Origin of the sequence: Streptomyces sp. S186 (genome assembly GCF_051603415.1) — a bacterium.
In the GTDB taxonomy this organism is placed as follows: Bacteria; Actinomycetota; Actinomycetes; order Streptomycetales; family Streptomycetaceae; genus Streptomyces.
Map to the genome: position 1 here is coordinate 2,359,084 of NZ_CP193932.1, position 17,933 is coordinate 2,377,016.

The 17,933-nt window shown below is 74.4% G+C and carries 19 protein-coding genes; 11 read left to right on the top strand and 8 right to left on the bottom strand.

The features are described 5' to 3' along the window. Positions 1–74 precede the first annotated feature (74 nt). Together ACRAS8_RS09600 and miaA are read right to left on the bottom strand one after the other, a co-directional pair. Positions 75–629: a hypothetical protein gene (locus ACRAS8_RS09600; protein WP_438490404.1), complete on the bottom strand. Its 555-nt coding sequence runs from the start codon at positions 627–629 to the stop codon at positions 75–77. Positions 630–738: 109 nt separating this feature from the next. After that, entirely contained in the window at positions 739–1,677 is a 939-nt protein-coding gene (miaA, locus tag ACRAS8_RS09605; RefSeq protein ID WP_438485522.1) for a tRNA (adenosine(37)-N6)-dimethylallyltransferase MiaA, read from the bottom strand. Positions 1,678–1,858: 181 nt separating this feature from the next. Here miaA and ACRAS8_RS09610 point away from each other — a divergent pair, with 181 nt between their 5' ends. Then, positions 1,859–2,356 (top strand): hypothetical protein, encoded by a 498-nt coding sequence (locus ACRAS8_RS09610; protein WP_438485523.1) that lies wholly within the window; start codon positions 1,859–1,861, stop codon positions 2,354–2,356. Between the two features lie 120 nt (positions 2,357–2,476). On the opposite strand, the gene ACRAS8_RS09615 is transcribed toward ACRAS8_RS09610, so the two are convergent. The 3 genes from ACRAS8_RS09615 to ACRAS8_RS09625 form a co-directional block, all read right to left on the bottom strand. After that, positions 2,477–3,193 carry a class III extradiol dioxygenase subunit B-like domain-containing protein gene (locus ACRAS8_RS09615; RefSeq protein WP_438485524.1) on the bottom strand — a complete coding sequence of 239 codons (717 nt, stop codon included), beginning with the start codon at positions 3,191–3,193 and terminating at the stop codon, positions 2,477–2,479. Between the two features lie 84 nt (positions 3,194–3,277). Continuing rightward, positions 3,278–4,804: a tRNA (N6-isopentenyl adenosine(37)-C2)-methylthiotransferase MiaB gene (miaB, locus tag ACRAS8_RS09620; RefSeq protein WP_438485525.1), complete on the bottom strand. Its 1,527-nt coding sequence runs from the start codon at positions 4,802–4,804 to the stop codon at positions 3,278–3,280. A gap of 76 nt (positions 4,805–4,880) precedes the next feature. Then, on the bottom strand, positions 4,881–5,498 hold the full coding sequence (locus ACRAS8_RS09625; RefSeq protein WP_438485526.1) for a maleylpyruvate isomerase family mycothiol-dependent enzyme: 618 nt from the start codon (positions 5,496–5,498) through the stop codon (positions 4,881–4,883). Positions 5,499–5,607: 109 nt separating this feature from the next. Here ACRAS8_RS09625 and ACRAS8_RS09630 point away from each other — a divergent pair, with 109 nt between their 5' ends. Continuing rightward, positions 5,608–6,546 carry a LysR family transcriptional regulator gene (locus tag ACRAS8_RS09630; protein WP_438485527.1) on the top strand — a complete coding sequence of 313 codons (939 nt, stop codon included), beginning with the start codon at positions 5,608–5,610 and terminating at the stop codon, positions 6,544–6,546. Positions 6,547–6,594: 48 nt separating this feature from the next. Then, positions 6,595–7,587 (top strand): TAXI family TRAP transporter solute-binding subunit, encoded by a 993-nt coding sequence (locus ACRAS8_RS09635; RefSeq protein WP_438485528.1) that lies wholly within the window; start codon positions 6,595–6,597, stop codon positions 7,585–7,587. 197 nt (positions 7,588–7,784) lie between these two features. Here ACRAS8_RS09635 and ACRAS8_RS09640 read toward each other — a convergent pair whose 3' ends face one another. Next, the gene (locus tag ACRAS8_RS09640) at positions 7,785–9,200 is read right to left on the bottom strand and encodes a sensor histidine kinase (RefSeq protein WP_438485529.1); all 1,416 of its coding nucleotides are present in this window, start codon (positions 9,198–9,200) and stop codon (positions 7,785–7,787) included. A gap of 15 nt (positions 9,201–9,215) precedes the next feature. Continuing rightward, positions 9,216–9,959 carry a response regulator transcription factor gene (locus ACRAS8_RS09645; protein WP_438485530.1) on the bottom strand — a complete coding sequence of 248 codons (744 nt, stop codon included), beginning with the start codon at positions 9,957–9,959 and terminating at the stop codon, positions 9,216–9,218. A 284-nt stretch (positions 9,960–10,243) separates the two neighbouring features. On the opposite strand from ACRAS8_RS09645, the gene ACRAS8_RS09650 reads away from it, so the two are divergent. From ACRAS8_RS09650 to ACRAS8_RS09685, 8 genes are all read left to right on the top strand, one after another. Then, the gene (locus ACRAS8_RS09650) at positions 10,244–11,029 is read left to right on the top strand and encodes an amino acid ABC transporter ATP-binding protein (protein WP_438485531.1); all 786 of its coding nucleotides are present in this window, start codon (positions 10,244–10,246) and stop codon (positions 11,027–11,029) included. Positions 11,030–11,085: 56 nt separating this feature from the next. Then, positions 11,086–11,997: a glutamate ABC transporter substrate-binding protein gene (locus ACRAS8_RS09655; protein ID WP_438485532.1), complete on the top strand. Its 912-nt coding sequence runs from the start codon at positions 11,086–11,088 to the stop codon at positions 11,995–11,997. Positions 11,998–12,198: 201 nt separating this feature from the next. Then, positions 12,199–12,846, top strand: coding sequence for an amino acid ABC transporter permease (locus ACRAS8_RS09660; RefSeq protein WP_221911106.1), 648 nt, complete (start codon positions 12,199–12,201; stop codon positions 12,844–12,846). Between the two features lie 91 nt (positions 12,847–12,937). Then, entirely contained in the window at positions 12,938–13,861 is a 924-nt protein-coding gene (locus tag ACRAS8_RS09665) for an amino acid ABC transporter permease (protein WP_438485533.1), read from the top strand. Between the two features lie 183 nt (positions 13,862–14,044). Then, the gene (locus tag ACRAS8_RS09670) at positions 14,045–15,814 is read left to right on the top strand and encodes an FAD-dependent monooxygenase (protein ID WP_438485534.1); all 1,770 of its coding nucleotides are present in this window, start codon (positions 14,045–14,047) and stop codon (positions 15,812–15,814) included. Then, the gene (locus tag ACRAS8_RS09675) at positions 15,807–15,893 is read left to right on the top strand and encodes a putative leader peptide (protein ID WP_324608789.1); all 87 of its coding nucleotides are present in this window, start codon (positions 15,807–15,809) and stop codon (positions 15,891–15,893) included. Before ACRAS8_RS09670 ends, ACRAS8_RS09675 begins: the two co-directional genes overlap by 8 nt. Before the next feature lie 100 nt (positions 15,894–15,993). Continuing rightward, the gene (locus ACRAS8_RS09680) at positions 15,994–16,533 is read left to right on the top strand and encodes a cysteine dioxygenase (protein WP_438485535.1); all 540 of its coding nucleotides are present in this window, start codon (positions 15,994–15,996) and stop codon (positions 16,531–16,533) included. An 88-nt stretch (positions 16,534–16,621) separates the two neighbouring features. Continuing rightward, positions 16,622–16,999, top strand: a complete 378-nt coding sequence (locus tag ACRAS8_RS09685) for a rhodanese-like domain-containing protein (RefSeq protein WP_438485536.1) — start codon at positions 16,622–16,624, stop codon at positions 16,997–16,999. 265 nt (positions 17,000–17,264) lie between these two features. Here the strand turns inward: ACRAS8_RS09685 and recX are convergent, their stop codons facing one another. Next, the gene (gene recX / locus ACRAS8_RS09690) at positions 17,265–17,930 is read right to left on the bottom strand and encodes a recombination regulator RecX (RefSeq protein ID WP_438485537.1); all 666 of its coding nucleotides are present in this window, start codon (positions 17,928–17,930) and stop codon (positions 17,265–17,267) included. Positions 17,931–17,933: the final 3 nt, after the last annotated feature.

Here is a 17,933-nt window from a genome sequence, read left to right on the forward strand (position 1 = left end):
TACGGGGGAAGCGGCGTGCCGGCCCGGTCGGGGCCGCGCCCGGCACCGGGCGGGTGCGGTGCCTCGGAGGTGCCTCAGCGGAGGCGGGCCACCCGCCAGATGGCGAGTGCGGCGGGGACGACGACCACGCCGGCGTACAGGAGCACCACCCGCCAGCTGGGGCGGCGCCCGGAGCCGCGGGCCGGGAGGCCGGGCCAGGTGTGGCCGACCCGGCGGGCCGCCATCATGCCGGCGCCGGCCGCGCAGCAGCACAGCAGCAGGCCGAGCATGGCGATCACCGCGCCGCCGTCGGCGCCGAACTCGAAGGCCAGCGGGAAGGCGAACATCAGCGAGCCGAGGGCGGCCAGCGCCACGATCGGGGCGAGCTGCCACAGCCGCAGCCGCCGGGGCGGGCGCAGGTCGCGGAAGGACTCGCCGCCCTCGGGGGCCGCGCCCGGCTCGGCGTCGGGGCCGTCCGAGGTGTCGAGGGTGGCGGGGTGGCCGTCGGGGATGCCGTCGTCGGACGCGTGCACGCGGTCGTGCGGTGCGCCGTGGACGCCGTCGACGGCCGGGCCGTCCGTGGCCGGCGGTGCCGCCGCGGCGGCGTCCGCGTCCGGTTGCTGGGCTCGGTTGCGAGGGCCGGCCTCCATTGCCACGCGCCCTCCCCACTGCCAGATTGCACGCCTCGATCGAAGGTCGATGATGACATGCCCTCAGCGGCCGGGATGACGGCCGGAGCGTCCCGATGCCATGACGTGATCAGGCTGTGACCGGTCGTTCGAGCAACGCCAGTGCCAGGGCCGGGAGATCGGCCCGGCGGTCGGCGGCACCGCTGAGCCAGTGGACCCGCGGGTCCCGGCGGAACCACGAGTCCTGACGGCGCGCGAAGCGCTTGGTGGCGCGCACCGTCTCGTCGCGCGCCGCCTGCTCGGTGCACTCCCCCGCCAGGTAAGCCAGCACCTGCTGGTAGCCGAGTGCCCGGGAGGCGGTGCGGCCCTCACGCAGCCCTTCGGCCTCCAGCCGGCGCACCTCGTCGACCAGGCCGGCCTGCCACATCCGGTCGACCCGTACGGCGATCCGCTCGTCGAGTTCGGGGCGCTCGACCTCCACGCCGATCTGGAGGGTGTCGTAGACCGATTCGTGGCCGGGGAGGCTGGCGGTGAACGGGCGGCCGGTGAGTTCGATGACCTCCAGGGCGCGCACGATCCGGCGGCCGTTGCCGGCCAGGATGGCGCGGGCGGCGTCCGGGTCGGCGGCGGCGAGCCGGGCGTGCAGCGCGCCGCTGCCCAGTTCGGCGAGTTCGGCCTCCAGGCGGGCGCGGACGGCGGGGTCGGTGCCGGGGAACTCCAGGGCGTCGAGGGCGCCGCGGACGTAGAGGCCGGAGCCGCCGACCAGGACCGGGGTGCGGCCCTCGGCGAGCAGCCGGTCGATCTCGGCGCGGGCGAGCCGCTGGTACTCGGCGACGTTGGCCGCGCGGGTGACGTCCCAGATGTCGAGGAGGTGGTGCGGAATGCCCTGCCGCTCCTCGGGGGTGAGCTTGGCGGTGCCGATATCCATGCCGCGGTAGAGCTGCATGGAGTCGGCGTTGATCACCTCGCCGTCCAAGTGCCGGGCGAGCGCGACGCCCAGATCGGACTTTCCGGCCGCGGTGGGGCCGACGACGGCGATGACCCGCGGTGCGGGGGCGACGGTGTTCACCCCGTCAGTCTCGCAAACCTCACGGTGCCATCTCGAACGAGCGACGTGACGGGGCACCGATGGCCTCGTTGCCTGTTGCGAGATCCCGAACGCCGGTGCGCTGCCGGGGCCCGTCGGGCGGCGCAAGCGGACGCTCCGGGCGACGAGGGATTTCGCCCACAAGAGGAGCGTAGGAGCAGTTATGGGCGTGTTTTCGCGGTTCCGTCGGCGCAAGTCCGACGTGGCGGAGGAGAGTGCCGCCGCGGCGGTGGCGGAGGCTGCGGCAGAGGAGGAATCGGAGACGGACGAGGGCGCGGCCCCGGAGGCGGCGGAGTCCGCGGCCGGGGCGCCGGCGGAGGCGGCGTCGCGGGCGACGGAGTCCGACCCGGGGTCCACGGGGGCCGAAGAAGCGGCGGAAACGGAGCAGGCGCCGGCGGACGGGGCGGCGGCCTCGTCCGGGGAAGGGGAAGGGGCGGCACAGGACGCGGCGGGGAGCGCCGGGGAGGACGCCGAGGACACCGGGGAAACGGAGCCGGGCGCCGCGCAGGCGGACGACGCGGCAGCGGAGGCGGCCGCGGACGGCGATCCCGGCCCGGCACCCGCCGGGGCATCGGCCGCGGACGGCGCCGCCGGGATCCCGCGGCAGCAGGGCGCGGAGCGGGCGGTGGACAGCGACGCCGGGGACGGCGCGCGGAAGTAGCCGGCCCACCGGCGTCGGCGGCGGCGCGGCGGGCACGGGGTGCCACGGCTCCCCGTGCCCGCCGCGCCGCGGCATGTCCGGCTGTGGGCGGCGCTCCGTGGCACGGGGCCGCACGCGGGACTACGTCCAGGCCGCCACGGCGTAGCCGACGCCGTACGGGGCCTCCGCGCGCAGCAGTTGGCCGCGCAGCCCGGCGCCCTCGGCGGCGCCCGCCAAGGTCTGCCAGCAGGCCCGGCCGGACACCAGCAGATCGGCGGCGAGCCGCTCGTCCAGGGCGGCCAGGGCGGCGGTGTCGGCGGCTCCCAGGGCGCGGGCCGCGGCGGCATCGAACGGCTCGGCGCGCTCGTCGAAGTAGCCGGGCGCCTTGACCGAGCGGCGGGCGCTGCCGTCGCCCAGCACCAGCAGCGCCACCCGGGGCGCGGATCCGGCCAGTTCCCGGCCGCGTGCCCGGCAGTGGTCGGCGGGCCGCCGCTCGGCCACCGCCAGCCCTTCCACGGGCGCGTCGGACCACGCCGTACGGGACAGCAGCCAGGCGCCGACGGCCAGCGACGGCGGCAGCTGCGGCCCGGCCGCGGGCTGCGGCCCGGCGGCCCCCAGCGTCACGTCGAGGTCCACCCCGAAGCCGCGGAACGAGCCGGGGGCGCCCTGCGGATACCGTCCCTCGCCGGTCTCGTCTGCCGGGCCGAGGACCAACAGCCGGTCCGGGCGGGCCGCGGCGAGCACCCCGATCGCGTCCAGGCAGGCGGCGCGCACCGGGTCCAGCTCCGGTGCAGCGCCCGCGGCGACCTCGGGGACCAGCAGCGGCGGACAGGGGCAGATGGCGGCGGCAACGAGCATGCACGCAGCGTAACCCCAGGTCCGCGGCACTGTGCCCCAGGCCGGAAGGGCCGGACGCGCCGACGGGCCGGCCGGGCCGACGGGTCAGTCGCAGCCGCAGCCGGGCGCGGCGGCGGCCGGCAGCGGTTCGGGGACGCCGACCTTCGGCAGGCCCAGCATGACACCGGCCGGCTTGGCGGCCTCGGCGGCGGTGCGCTTCTCCCAGGCGTCGCCGGCGCGGGTGCGGCGCACGCCGAGGACGGGGCCTTCGGCGAGGAGGTGGTGCGGGGCGGCGTAGGTGACCTCGACGGAGACCACGTCGCCGGGGCGCACCGGCTCGTCGGGCTTGGTGAAGTGCACCAGGCGGTTGTCGGCGGCGCGGCCGGAGAGCCGGTGGGTGGCGTCGTCCTTGCGGCCCTCGCCCTCCGCGACCATCAGCTCCAGGGTGCGGCCGACCTGCTTCTTGTTCTCCGCCCAGGAGATCTCCTCCTGGAGGGCGACCAGGCGCTCGTAGCGGGCCTGCACGACCTCCTTGGGGATCTGCCCTTCCATCTCTGCGGCCGGGGTACCGGGCCGCTTGGAGTACTGGAACGTGAACGCCTGGGCGAACCGGGACTCGCGGACGACGTGCAGGGTCTCCTCGAAGTCCGCCTCGGTCTCGCCGGGGAAGCCGACGATGATGTCGGTGGTGATCGCCGCGTGCGGGATGGCGGCGCGCACCTTCTCGATGATGCCGAGGTAGCGCTCCTGGCGGTACGAGCGGCGCATCGCCTTCAGGACGGTGTCGGAGCCGGACTGCAGCGGCATGTGGAGCTGCGGCATGACGTTGGGCGTCTCGGCCATCGCCGCGATCACGTCGTCGGTGAAGTCGCGCGGGTGCGGGGAGGTGAAGCGGACCCGCTCCAGCCCGTCGATCTTCCCGCAGGCGCGCAGCAGCTTGCTGAACGCCTCGCGGTCGCCGATGTCGGAGCCGTAGGCGTTGACGTTCTGGCCGAGCAGGGTGATTTCGGAGACGCCCTCGGCGACCAGCGCCTCGATCTCGGCGAGGATGTCGCCGGGCCGGCGGTCCTTCTCCTTGCCGCGCAGCGCCGGGACGATGCAGAAGGTGCAGGTGTTGTTGCAGCCGACGGAGATGGAGACCCACGCCGCGTAGGCGCTCTCCCGCCGCGTCGGCAGGGTCGAGGGGAACGCTTCCAGGGACTCGGCGATCTCGACCTGCGCCTCCTCCTGGACGCGGGCGCGCTCCAGGAGGACCGGCAGCTTGCCGATGTTGTGCGTGCCGAAGACGACGTCCACCCAGGGCGCCTTCTTGACGATGGTGTCGCGGTCCTTCTGGGCCAGGCAGCCGCCGACCGCGATCTGCATCCCGGGGCGCCGGGCCTTGACCGGCGCGAGCCGGCCGAGGTTGCCGTACAGCCGGTTGTCGGCGTTCTCGCGCACCGCGCAGGTGTTGAAGACGACGACGTCGGCCTCGCCCTCGCCGGTGCCCTCCGGGGCCCGTACGTAGCCCGCGTCCTCCAACAGGCCCGAGAGCCGTTCGGAGTCATGGACGTTCATCTGGCACCCGTAGGTGCGCACCTCGTACGTTTTCACTTCGGCCACTGCTCCGCCGGCCACGTCGTTACCGCTCACCCGTCCAGGGTAAGGGCTCCGGCGCGGGCGTCCGGCGGCCGTCCTCGCGGGCGGGGGCGCGGCGGCGGGCGCGGGCTCAGGCCGCGGCGAAGCGGGCACGGGGCTCGCCGTGCAGCCGGCCCGGCGGGAGCTTCCGGCCGAAGGCGACCAGCAGGAGGTCCTGGGCGGCGCCGCGCAGCGGGGCGCCGGTGCCGTAGGACCAGTCGAGGTCGTCGGCGTGCAGGGCGACGCCGTCCAGGTCCGCGCCGAAGAACTTCGCGCCGCGCGGGGTGATGCCGGCGAGCAGGATCCGCAGCCGGTCCTCGGGGACGCGGCGGTCCAGGCCGAGCGGTACGGCGATGTCGAGACCGTGGACGACGTCGTGGCCCAGGGCCGATGCGAGGCCGCCGACCGGCGGGGTCCAGGGGTGGTGGGCGTTGTCCCGCAGGGCCGCGGCGAGGGCGGCCGGCGGCAGGGCGGCGGCGTCCCTGCGGGCGCACCGGTCGGTCATCCGGTGCAGGCTGCCGCGGGCCTTGATCAGCTCGGCGGCGACCTTGGGCAGGGAGTAGCGGAAGCCCAGTGACATGTGGGCAGCCACCTCGCGGACCCGCCAGCCGGCGCACAGCGAGGGCGCGTCCCACTGCTCGGGCGTCAGGGCGTCCAACATGTCGGCCAGCTCTCGGCGTTCGGCGGCGATCGCGGCGCGGATGTCCATCGTTGCTCCCCCTTTCCGGTCCGTCCCGGTGGACGGCCCGGTTCCAGGATCTTGGCGGCGCGGCCATAAGTCCAAGAGTTTGGACTTCTCGCATCTAGAATTGCTCGTTATGGAACTTCGGCAGCTCCAGTACTTCGTCGCGGTGGCCGAGGAGGCCAACTTCACCCGGGCCGCGGCCCGTCTCCATCTGGCCCAGCCGGGCATCAGCGCCCAGGTGCGGCAGCTCGAACGGGAGCTGGGGCAGCCGCTGCTGGACCGCTCCGGCCGGTCGGTGACGCTGACGGAGGTGGGGGCGGCCGTGCTGCCGTACGCGCGGGCGGCGCTGGCAGCCGTCGAGGGCGTGCGGGAGACGGTGGCGGAGTTCACCGGGCTGCTGCGCGGGCAGGTCACCCTCGGGCTGGTGTCGGGCGCCGACCCGGTGCGGGAGGAGGAGGCGGTGTCGCTGCTGGCGGACTTCCACGACGCCCATCCGCAGGTGGACATCGCGCTCACCGAGGACAGTTCGGAGCGGATGCTGGCCGCGTTGCAGTGCGGCGAGCTGGACATGGCGCTGCTGGGGACCGCCGAGGAGGAGCCGCCGGCGGGGCTGTCGTTCCAGATCGTGGTCGACGAACCGCTGGTCGCGGCGGTCGCGCCGGGCAGTCCGCTGCTGGCGGCCGCGGCCGGCGGGCAGGTCCCGTTGACGGCGCTGCGCGACCTGCCGCTGATCAGCCTGCCGCGCGGCACCGGGATCCGCGGGGTGCTGGAACGCGTCTGCGCCGACGCCGGGTTCCGGCCGCGGATCGCCTTCGAGGCGGCCGCGCCGAAGCTGCTCGCCGGGCTGGCGGCCCGCGGCCTGGGTGTGGCGGTGATCCCTGCGGCCTCCGCGGCGACGACCGGCGGGCTGCGGACGCTGGAGTTCAGCGGGGCGCGGCCGCGTGGCCGGATCGCGCTGGCCTGGCGGGCGGACGGACCGGCCGGCCCGGCGGCCCGGGCGCTGCTGGGGCGCCTGAGGAGGGCCCTGGGGACGGCGGCCCGGGACGAGGTCCGGACGGCTGCCGAGACGTGACCTCCGGGCCCCTCCCGCGGGCCCGGCCGGGCTGGCAGGATCCCGCCCATGGCGATACTCCCCCGTTCCGGCCGCGGCCGGGCGCTGACCGCCGCGGCCGCGGCGCTGGCCCTCGTCGGGCTGGCGCTGTGGTGTGTGCGGCCGGGCGGGGTCTCGACGCCCCAGGGGCGGGTGACGCTGGCGACCGGCGTGCCGACCGGGGTGTACGCGCGCTACGGGGAGCTGCTGAAGGAGGATCTCGCGCGGGATCTGCCGGGGGTCGACCTGCGGCTCCAGCGCAGCGAGGGCTCGATCGACAATCTGCGCCAACTGGCCACCGGGCGGGCTGATTTCACCATCGCCACGGCGGACGCGGTGGCCGCCTGCCAGGCGCGGCACGAGGCCGGCGCGGACCGGCTGCGGGCCTGCGCCCGGCTCTACGACGACTACATGCAGCTGGTGGTGCCCAAGGGGTCCGCGGTGCGGTCGGCCCGCGACCTGCGGGGGCTGCGGGTGGGGGTCGGCGCGGACGGGTCGGGGGTCCAGCTGATCACCCGGCGGCTGATGGACGCGGCGGGGCTGGACTTCGACACCGACCTCGTGCCGGTGCGGGTGGGCATCGACCGGATGCCGGGGATGCTGGAGCGCGGCGAGCTGGACGCCTTCTTCTGGTCGGGCGGGCTGCCGACGCTGGCGGTGCAGCGGCTGGCGCGGGAGTACCCCGTGCGGCTGGTGCAGCTCGGGGACCTGATCCCGGCACTGCACCGGCAGGGCCGGCGCACGCGCTACTACCGGGCGGCGGTGATGCCCGCCGACGCCTATCCGCAGGTCCAGGACGGGCAGGCGGTGAAGACGATCGCGGTGGCGAACCTGCTGGTGACCACGGAGCGGGAGGACGCGGCCCTGACGTTCGGGATCACCCGGACCGTCATCAACAGCCGGGACGCGATCGGGCATGTGGTGCACGCCGCGCAGAACGTGGACCTGCGGACGGCGGTGTTCACCGATCCGCTGCCGCTGCACACCGGGGCCCGCGCGTACTACCTCTCGGTGAAGCAGTAAGAGGCAGTAATACGCAGTAATACGCAGTAAGACACTGCAAGGGGCGGGCGGGTGCGGTCGGTTGGCGGTGTGCGACCGGCAACTCGGTGCAATGGGCGGCGCGATGGCGTGATTGCCTCGGTGCAATGTGCCGGAGTGTGCCGGACGGTGCCGAGGGCAATGCCGCGCGCAATGCCGGGCTCCCCGCCGTGCGCGGGTCACGGTGCGCTGCGCGGTACGGAGACGGTGACCTTCAGGCCGTGCGGCGGGTGCGGCGCGTAGGCGATGGTCGCGCCGCCGGCGGCGAGCAGGGTGCGGGTGATCGACAGGCCGAGGCCGGAGCCGGAGACGTTCTGGTGACGGCCGCTGCGCCAGAACCGGTCGCCGATCCGGGCCAGTTCGTCCTCGGCGAGCCCGGGGCCGCGGTCGGCGACGGTGATCGTGACGCGTTCGCCGTCGGGGGCCACCGCGACCGTGACCGGCTGCCCGTCCGGGGTGAACTTCAGCGCGTTGTCGACCACCGCGTCCAGCGCGCTGGACAGGGCGACCGGGTCGGCCCAGCCGGTGACCGCGGGCAGGCCCTCGTAGCCGAGACGGACGCCCTTGTCCTCGGCCAGCGGGCGCCAGGCGTCGACGCGTTCGGCGGCCAGCGCGGCCACGTCGGTGAGCTGGAGGTCGGCCTCGGTGTGCTCGGCGAGCGCGAGGCCGAGGAGGTCGTCCAGGACCCGGGCGAGCCGTCTTCCCTCGGTGCGGACCGAGGCGATCTCCTCGTTGCCGTCGGGGAGTTCGAGGGCCAGCAGCTCGATCCGCAGCAGCAGCGCGGAGAGCGGGTTGCGCAGCTGGTGGGAGGCGTCGGCGACGAAGGCGCGCTGCTGTTCCAGGACGTCCTCGACGTGGTCGGCCATCTCGTTGAACGAGCGGGCCAGCCGCCGGAGTTCGGGCGGCCCGGCGGTGGCGGCGACCCGCGCGTTCAGCCGGCCGGTGGCGATGTCGTGGCTGGCCGCGTCGAGCACCCGGACCGGCCGCAGCACCCAGCCGGTGAGCCGGAACGCCGCCGCGACGGCGACCAGCATGGCCGCGCACTCGCCGGCCGCGATCAGCACCCAGCCGTGCAGGATGCGCGAACGCATCCGCCCGGTGGGCGAGTCGGTGACGACCACGGCGACCACGTCGCCGTCCCGGATGACGGGCGAGGCGACCGGGATCCGGCCGGTGTCGTCCCACGGCCAGATCTGGTGCGGGTCGTGGCTGCGGCGGCCGGCGAGCGCCTCGCTGAACGCCTGGGCGCCCTCGCCGCCGGTGGGCACCGCCAGGTCCCGCGGGGCGGCGGCCATCGGGGCGCGGTCGCGGTAGAAGACGCCGGCCCGGATGCCGTAGAGCTGCTGGTAGCGGGCGAGTTCGGCCCGGAGGGTGGCCAGCCGCTCGTCCTCCTCGGGGGTCTTGCCGCCGTCGCCGGCACCGGGGCGGGCGGTGACGAACTGGGCGAGGGAGGCGAACCGGGCGGCGTCGTCGATCCGGTCGACCACCACCCGCTGCTGCTCCACCCCGGCGGTGATCACACCGAGCGGGATGCCGAGCGCCAGCAGCACGCCGGCCATCAGGACGATGAGGAGCGGCAGGAGTCGGGTGCGCACGGGCCGGGCAGCCCGTCAGGGGGCCGCCGGGCGGGCGCCCGGGGCGGGGCCGCCGGCCGGGGCGACCAGGCGGTAGCCGACGCCGCGGATCGTCTCGATCAGCGCCGGCATCCGCAGTTTGGCGCGGAGCGAGGCGATATGGACCTCCAGGGTGCGGCCGGTGCCCTCCCAACTCGTCCGCCAGACCTCGCTGATGATCTGCTCCCGGCGGAAGACCACCCCGGGGCGCTGCGCGAGCAGGGCCAGCAGGTCGAACTCCTTGCGGGTGAGCGAGACCACCGTGCCGTCCACGGACACCTGGCGGGTGGGGAGTTCGACGGTGAGCGGCCCGAGCCGCAGCGGCTCCCGGGGCTCGCTCTCCTCGGCCGGCTGGTCGCCGCCGGCCCCGGCGGTGCCGTGGCGCCGGCTCACCGCGTGAATACGGGCCAGCAGCTCACCGGTGTCGTAGGGCTTGACGACGTAGTCGTCGGCGCCGAGGTTGAGGCCGTGTATCCGGGAGCGGACGTCGGCGCGCGCGGTGACCATGATGACCGGGGTCGAGGAGACCTTGCGGATCCGGCCGCACACCTCGAAGCCGTCCTGGTCGGGCAGTCCGAGGTCGAGCAGCACCACGGCGAACGGCTCGGCGTCGTCCGGCAGCAGGGCCTGCAGCGCCTCCGCGCCGCTGCGGGCGTGCACGACCGTCAGGCCGTGCCGGGACAGCACCGCGGACAGGGCCGCGGCGACATGATCGTCGTCCTCGACGAGCAGCAGCCTCATCCGGCCCCCCTTCCGGTGCGCGTGCGTGGGCCACAGGGCATATACGGCGATGGGCGGCCCGCCCGTCAAGAGGCGGCCGCCTCCGGGCCGCCATCCGTTACCCACCCGGTACGCCCCGATGCCATACCGTCGGCAACCACACTCCTCGCCGGGCGGTACCGCCTTCACCCTGGGTGTCCGTTCGCGGCCGGATCGTTATGCTCAATTCTCGCTCAGATGTAATGACGCTGGTCGCAGGCCGTCATTAGGGTCCTCCCAACCGAGGAGGACGGAGCTGTACGCCGATGAGCGAAGTACCGGTGACCAAGAGCGCCGGGGCCGCCGCGCCCACGGGAGACCCGCTGGTCGTCCTGGACAACGTGAACAAGCACTTCGGCGCGCTGCACGTGCTCCAGGACATCAACCTGACGATCCGGCACGGCGAGGTGGTCGTGGTGATCGGGCCCTCCGGGTCCGGCAAGTCCACCCTCTGCCGCACCATCAACCGCCTGGAGACGATCGACACCGGCAGCATCGGCATCGACGGCCGGCCACTGCCGCAGGAGGGCCGTGAACTGGCCCGGCTGCGCGCCGACGTGGGCATGGTGTTCCAGTCCTTCAACCTCTTCGCGCACAAGACGGTGCTGGAGAACGTCGTGCTGGGCCAGACCAAGGTCCGCAGGACGGACCGGGCGACCGCGGAGAGGAAGGCCCGTACGCTGCTCGACCGGGTCGGCGTCGGCGCCCAGGCGGAGAAGTACCCCGCACAGCTTTCCGGCGGCCAGCAGCAGCGGGTGGCGATCGCCCGCGCCCTGGCGATGGACCCGAAGGTGATGCTCTTCGACGAGCCGACCTCGGCCCTGGACCCGGAGATGATCAACGAGGTGCTGGAGGTCATGCAGCAGCTCGCCCGGGACGGGATGACGATGGTGGTGGTCACCCACGAGATGGGGTTCGCGCGCTCCGCGGCGAACCGGGTGGTCTTCATGGCGGACGGCAGGATCATCGAAGAGGCCGAGCCGAACCAGTTCTTCAGCAATCCGCGCAGCGACCGGGCGAAGGACTTCCTGTCGAAGATCCTCCATCACTGAGGCCGCAGTCGGGTCACCATGTTTGCCAACACCCGTTGAACCGAAGGAAGTTCACCATGACGATGCGTAAGACGGCCGCGGTGGGCGCGATGGTGCTCGCGCTGGCGGCGACGGCGACCGCGTGCGGGGGCCAGGCCGGTTCGGCGGGCGACAAGCAGCCCGGCAGCGATGTCTACAGCGGCACGTACACCGTCGCCAAGGACGTGAAGGCCGACTCGCCGACCCTGAAGAAGGCCCAGAAGGCCGGCCAGATCACCATCGGCGTCAAGGCCGACCAGCCGTTCCTGGGCTTCAAGGACCCGGCGACCAACAAGTACTCCGGCTTCGACGTCGAGATCGCCAAAATGGTCGCCGCCGACCTGGGCTTCTCCGAGAAGCAGATCAAGTTCCAGACCATCGACTCCAACGTCCGTGAGACCGCCATCTCCAGAGGCCAGGTCGACTACTACGTCGGTACGTACACGATCAACGACGAGCGCAAGAAGCAGGTGAGCTTCGCGGGCCCGTATTACACCGCCGGCGCCGACCTGTTGGTGCGCCAGGACGACAAGGCCATCACCGGGCCGGATGCCCTCAAGGGCCGGAAGGTCTGCTCGATCGTGGGCTCCACCCCGCTCCAGGAGATCAAGAAGGCCAAGTACGGCGCGCACACCACCGAGCTGTCGAAGTACTCGGACTGCGTGAAGTCCCTGCTGGACGGGTCGGTCGACGCGGTCACCACCGACGACGCGATCCTCAAGGGCTACGCCGCCCAGCGGCCGGGCAAGCTCCGGGTCGTCGGGAAGCCGTTCACCAAGGAGCCCTACGGCGTCGGCCTCGCCAAGGACGACAAGGCCCTGCGCGACGCGATCACCACCGCGCTGGAGAACCACATCAAGAACGGCGACTACAAGAAGGCGTACGAGGGCACGCTCGGTAAGTCCGGCTCCGCCTACGTCGCCCCGGAGACGCCGCTGCCGCGCTACTGACGGCCCGCGCACACACCGGACCGCGCCGCCCCGTACGCCCGCCGCGACGGGTGTACGGGGCGCGCTGTCTTCCACGCCGCCCCGTACACCCGCGCCCGCCGACTCGGGGGCCGCGTCGCGCGGTTGCCCGTGGTACCGCGCCGTTGCCTGCCGTCCCCCGCCGTTTCCCGCCGCCGACCCGACCGCTACCGCGGAGACCCCATGAACGTACTCCTCGATTATCTGCCCGAGTTCCGGGACGGGTTCCTCGGAACCCTGGCGATCACCGCGTCCGCCGCGCTGCTCGCGCTGGTGCTCGGCGTGCTCATAGCCGGTTTCCGGGTCTCTCCGGTCCCGCCGCTGCGCGCCTTCGGCACGGCCTGGGTGACGGTGCTGCGCAACACGCCGCTGACGCTGCTGTTCCTGGTCGCCTTCTTCGTCGTGCCGCAGATCCTCTTCCAGGGCGCCAGCCCGTACGTCCTGGGCACGCTGGCGCTCGGCTTCTACACCTCCTCGTTCGTGTGCGAGGCGGTGCGGTCCGGCATCACCACCGTGCCGCTGGGCCAGGCGGAGGCGGCCCGCAGCCTGGGCATGACCTTCTCCCAGACGCTGCGGCTGATCGTGCTGCCGCAGGCGGCCCGTACCGTGATCCCGCCGCTGAGCAGCATCATCATCGCGCTCACCAAGAACTCCGCGATCGCCGGCGCGTTCGGCTACGGCGAGCTGTTCAACGTCTCCAAGCTGCTCAACGACCGGGGCTACCCGATCGCCTGGATCTTCCTGTGGACGGCGCTGGCCTACCTCGTCATCACCTTCGCGGTCAGCGGCCTGTTCCGGCTGCTGGAGCGCCGGCTGGAGGTCGCCCGATGAACGGATCCGGCAGCCGGGACACCAGGAACGACACATCCGGACGGGCGCCGTGGCCGCGCACCGGCGGGACGGGACGAAGCGAGGTAGGGGCATGAGTGGCGCGAGCGTTCTCTACGACGTGCCGGGGCCGAAGGCGAGGGCCCGCAACCGCGTCTACAGCGTCCTCGGCGCGCTGGCGCTGCTGGGGCTGATCGCCTTCGCGGTGCTGCGGCTGGACGCCAAGGGCCAACTGGACCCGAAGGTCTGGGAGATCTTCAACTACGCCGGGGTGCGCACCAGCATCCGCGACGGCGTCCTGACGACCCTTCAGGTCTTCGCGGTGGCGGCGGTGCTGTCGCTGGCGCTGGGCCTGCTGCTGACGGTCGCCCGGCTCTCCGACCACAAACCGGTCCGCTGGCTGGCCACCGGCTTCATCGAGCTGTTCCGCGCGGTGCCGCTGCTGATCACGATCTACGCACTGTGGGTCGTCCTGCTCAGCAACCGCGACGCCCTGGGCCTGACCGGCAGCCAGCCGCAGTTCTGGGCGCTGGTCGCGGGGCTGACGGTCTACAACGGCGCGGTGCAGGCGGAGGTGTTGCGGGCCGGCGTCAACGCCGTGCCCCGGGGCCAGCGGGAGGCCGCGTACGCGCTCGGCATGAGCAAGACGCAGGTCATGACGACCGTGCTGCTCCCGCAGGCGATCCGGGCGATGCTGCCCACCATCATCAGCCAGCTGGTGGTGACCCTGAAGGACACCTCGCTCGGCTACATCATCACCTTCGAGGAACTCCTCTACACCGCCCGCCTGATGAGCACCAACATCATCGTCAACGGGAACGACACCTACATCCCGGTGATCATCGTCATCGGCAGCATCTACGTGGCGATGTGCCTGGCGCTGTCCGCCCTGGCCAACTGGATCGAGCGGCGCGGGCGCCGGGCCCGGACCGGCATCGCGGTGGCCCCGGCCGCCGAGCCGGTGGCCGCCGCGGACGCCGCGGAGAGCGCCGGGGCCCCGGCCGGCACCAAGGACTGACGGGCGGTCCGGTCGCGCGCGGCCGGTACCGACCGTCCGGAGGCGGTGGCAACGGCGCCACCGTCTCCGTCACTTGACGGCGACGGCCGCAATGGGTTGCATACGCTGTGTGATCACGCACCGGCCTCCCCCTGCCCGTTCCCGCACGTCCCGTACGTACCGCCGGATCCTGGGAGCCGCCCCGTGGAGCCGGTGATCGTCGCCGGGGCCGGCCCGGTCGGTCTCGCGCTCGCCCTCGCCCTGACCCGGTACGGCGTGCCCGTCGTCGTCCTCGACGAGACCGACGGCGAGGAGGAGGCCCGGCCCGCCCGCACCGTCGTACTCCGCCCGGACACCGCGGCGTTCGCCGCCCGGCTCGGCTGCGCGGACGCCCTGGCCGGCGCCGGTGCCCGCTGGTCGGCGTGGCGCACCATGCGCCGCCGCCGGCTGCTGGAACGGGTCGCCTTCGCCGACGGTGCGCACGGTGAGGCGACCGACGCGTCCCCGGTGCACCTCCCCCAGCACGCGCTGGCCCGCGCGCTGCGCGCCGCGCTGGCCGGCGAACCGCTCGCCCAGGTCGTCTCCGGCAGCCGGCTGGCCGCCGTCGAGCAGGACGAGAAGGGGGTCAGCGCCCAGACCCGCGGCGCCAACGGCACCTGGTGGCGCGGGAGTTACCTCGTCGGCTGCGACGGCCCGCGGTCCACCGTGCGCAAGCTGCTGGACGTCCGCTTCCCCGGCCGCACCGCCGTCGAGCGGCACGCGGTGGCCACGCTGCGCACCGAACTCCCCTGGCCCGGCGAGGCACTGCTGCACCGCTCGCCGGCCCGGCACGGCGGCGGACGGGTCAGCGAGGTCTCCGCCCGTCCACTGCCCGGCGGGGTCTGGCGGCTGGACTGGCTGCTGCCCCCGGGGCGCGATCTGGTCACCCCGGACGCGCTGGTGGCCCGGATCCGCGACTCGCTGGCCGGCTGGGCGGCGGAGGCGGCGGACGGATCCGCCGACGAGGGCGGCGCGCCGGCCGGGCCCTGCCACACCGGTCTCGTCCCGCCCTACGAGCTCCTCGACACCGGCGTCCATACCGTCCACCACCGGTTGGCCCGGACCTGGCGGCGGGGCCGCGCCTTCCTCGCCGGCGACGCCGCCCATCTGCTGGGCGCGCTGGGCACCCAGGGGGTGGACGAGGGCCTGCGGGACGCCGAGAACCTCGCCTGGAAGCTGGGCCTGGCCTGGCACCACGGCGCCACCGACACCCTGCTGGACAGCTATCAGGCCGAGCGCCGGGCCGCGGTCGCCGCCCGGCTGCGGGCCGCCGACTCGGCGCTTCCGCTGCTCCGGGACGGCGGCGCGGTGCGCTGGCGGACGGTGCTGCCGGGGGCGGGGCGCGGGCGCAGCACCCTGCTGACCGACGGCCACCTGGGCCGCGGCCCGCTCGGCGCGGCCCCGTCCTATCCGCGGACGCCGTTGGCGGCGCCCGCGGGCCTGCCCGGCGGGACGGCGGTCGGCACCTTCCCTGGGGCACCGGTGGTGGACGTACCGGTGACCGCCTCCGACGGCGCTTCGGCGGGGCTGCGCGACCGGCTCGGCCGGGGGCTGCTGGTGGTGCTGGTGGCGCCCGGCACGGGGGTGTGGGACCAGCGGCACTGGCAGTCGGCGGGGCTGATGCCCCGTCTGACGGAGGCGGTGGCCGCACTGCCGATGCGGGCGGAGGTCCTGGTGACCGAGGCGTATCCGGGCGCCGCGGCGCACACCGTGCTGGTGGTGCGGCCGGACGGCCATCTGGTCGCCGCGCTGTCCGGGGTGCGGCCGGAGGAACTGGCCGCCTGCGCGGACGCGGTACGCGGCGGGGCGCCCGCGGGAAGCGGCCGCCGGACGTCCCCCGATGGGGCCGCGGCCGACCCGGTGGCCGAGCCGGCGCCGGCACCGGGGCCGGTTGACCCTCCGGGAAGCCCCGTGCTTGACTCCGAGGGTGACTGAGCACAGCTCGCGGTTCTGGCGGAGGGTCCATCTGGACCTGCTCCGCTATGCGGGCTGCATGTGTCGTCCGTCCTGTTGATCCCCACCGCCGCGGCCGCAGCGCCGCGGTGGCCCTCCCCGCGCGGCAGTTGCCCGGTATCCGGCGGCCGCGCTCCGCACGATCACTCAGGACGGTTCCCGTGCCCGATGTACACACCCCTGCGCGGCCGCGTGCCCGCGCCCACGACGGCGGCCCCGGCGCCGCCGAACTCCTCGACTTCGTCCGCCGTACCGCCGCCGACCGCACAATGGTCGCCGCCCTGCCGCTCGATCCGCAGGGCCGCACCTGGATCCGGCTCGACGGGCCGGGCGGCAGCGAGGCGTGGCTGATCGGCTGGCCGCCCGGCACCGGCACCGGCTGGCACGACCACGGCGGTTCGCGCGGTGCCTTCGCGGCGGCCACCGGGGAGCTGACCGAGCAGTCGCTGGCCGCCGCGATCCCCACCGAGGGGTGGCGGACGCTGGAGCTCGCCGACGGTGTCGACCGGGAGCGCCGGCTGAGCGGCGGACGGGGCCGGGCGTTCGGCCCGCACCACGTCCATCAGGTGCTCAACCTCTCCCCCGAAACCCATGCGGTGTCGGTGCACGCCTACTATCCGCCGCTGCCGCTGATGCGGCGGTACAGCCGCAGCGGGGCGGTGCTGCGACTGGAAGAGGTCGAGCGGCCGGAGGAGTGGTGAGAGGGGCCGTACGGAGCGGGCGGAGCGGGCGCGGGACAGGAAGCGGGGCGCCGCGTGAACGCGCGTTCGGGCGAGGGGAGTTCGCGACATGAGTGCGATCGACGACCTGCTGGCGCGGGCCCGGCGCGGGCTGAGCCGGGTGGGTCCGGCGGAGGCCGCGGCGCTCCAGAAGGCCGGCGGCCTGCTGGTGGACATCCGCTATGCGCTGCTGCGCGAGCGCGACGGCACCATCCCCGGGGCGCTGGTCGTCGAGCGCAACGAGCTGGAGTGGCGGCTCGATCCGACGGGTGAGCACCGCGCCCCCGAGGCGACCCACCACGCGCTGCCGGTCGTGGTGATCTGCAACGAGGGCTATGCCTCCAGCCTGGCGGCGGTCTCCCTGCACCAGCTGGGCCTGCACCGCGCGACCGACCTGATCGGCGGCTTCCAGGCATGGCGCACGGCGGGGCTTCCGGTGGAGCGCTAGGGCCAGTGGAGCGCTGGGACCTGTGGAGCGCCAGGACCTGTCGTCGAACTCCCGTCGTCGAACTCCTGTCGTTCGCCCGGGGAGGGCGGGCCTCGCGGCGTCCGTTGCGCTCCGCTCTCCCCCACCTCCCCCACGCCTGAAGGGCGCGGGAGGCACCCCTTGGGGGTCCCCCGCGCCGCAGTGCTCGGGATCGTGCGGTGGGGGCTCGGGTCGTGAGGTCGTGAGGGAGGGGGCGGGGAGACCGGGCTGCCGCCGGCCGGGGCCGTCAGGCGTCCGGCAGGTGGGAGTCCAGGATCTCCGGGTCCTCGCCCTCCTCTTCCAGGGCCTGGCGGACGACGCGGAGGGCGAGACCCTCCGGGTAGCCCTTGCGGGCCAGCATGCCGGCCAGCCGGCGCAGCCGCTTGTCGCGGTCCAGGCCGCGGGTCGTGCGCAACTTGCGGTCGACCAGCTCGCGGGCGGTGCTCTCCTCCTGCTCCGGATCGAGGCGGCCGACGGCCTGGGCGATCAGGGCGGAGTCCACCCCCTTGGTGCGGAGCTCCCGGGCCAGGGCGCGGCGGGCCAGGCCCCGGCCGTGGTGCCGGGACTCCACCCAGGCGTCGGCGAACGCCGCGTCGTCGATCAGCCCGACGTCCTCGAAGCGGGCGAGCACCTCGTCCGCCGCCTCCTCGGGGATGCCCCGCTCCCGCAGGGCGTCCGCGAGCTGCCGTCGGGTGCGCGGGCTCCCGGTGAGCAGGCGCAGACAGATCGCCCGCGCCTGCTCACCGGGTGTGCGCGGTGGTCCCGACCCGGCCCTCGACGGGAGGGAACCACCGCCGTCCCTGGCTGCGGCGCCCTCCGCGGAGGTGGCGCCGCCCATGCGGCCGCTACGGTTCTCGGTGTCGCCGGCGGCGTGGAAGCCCGCGCCGTCCGGCCATTCCGTTCGCCGTGTCATGGC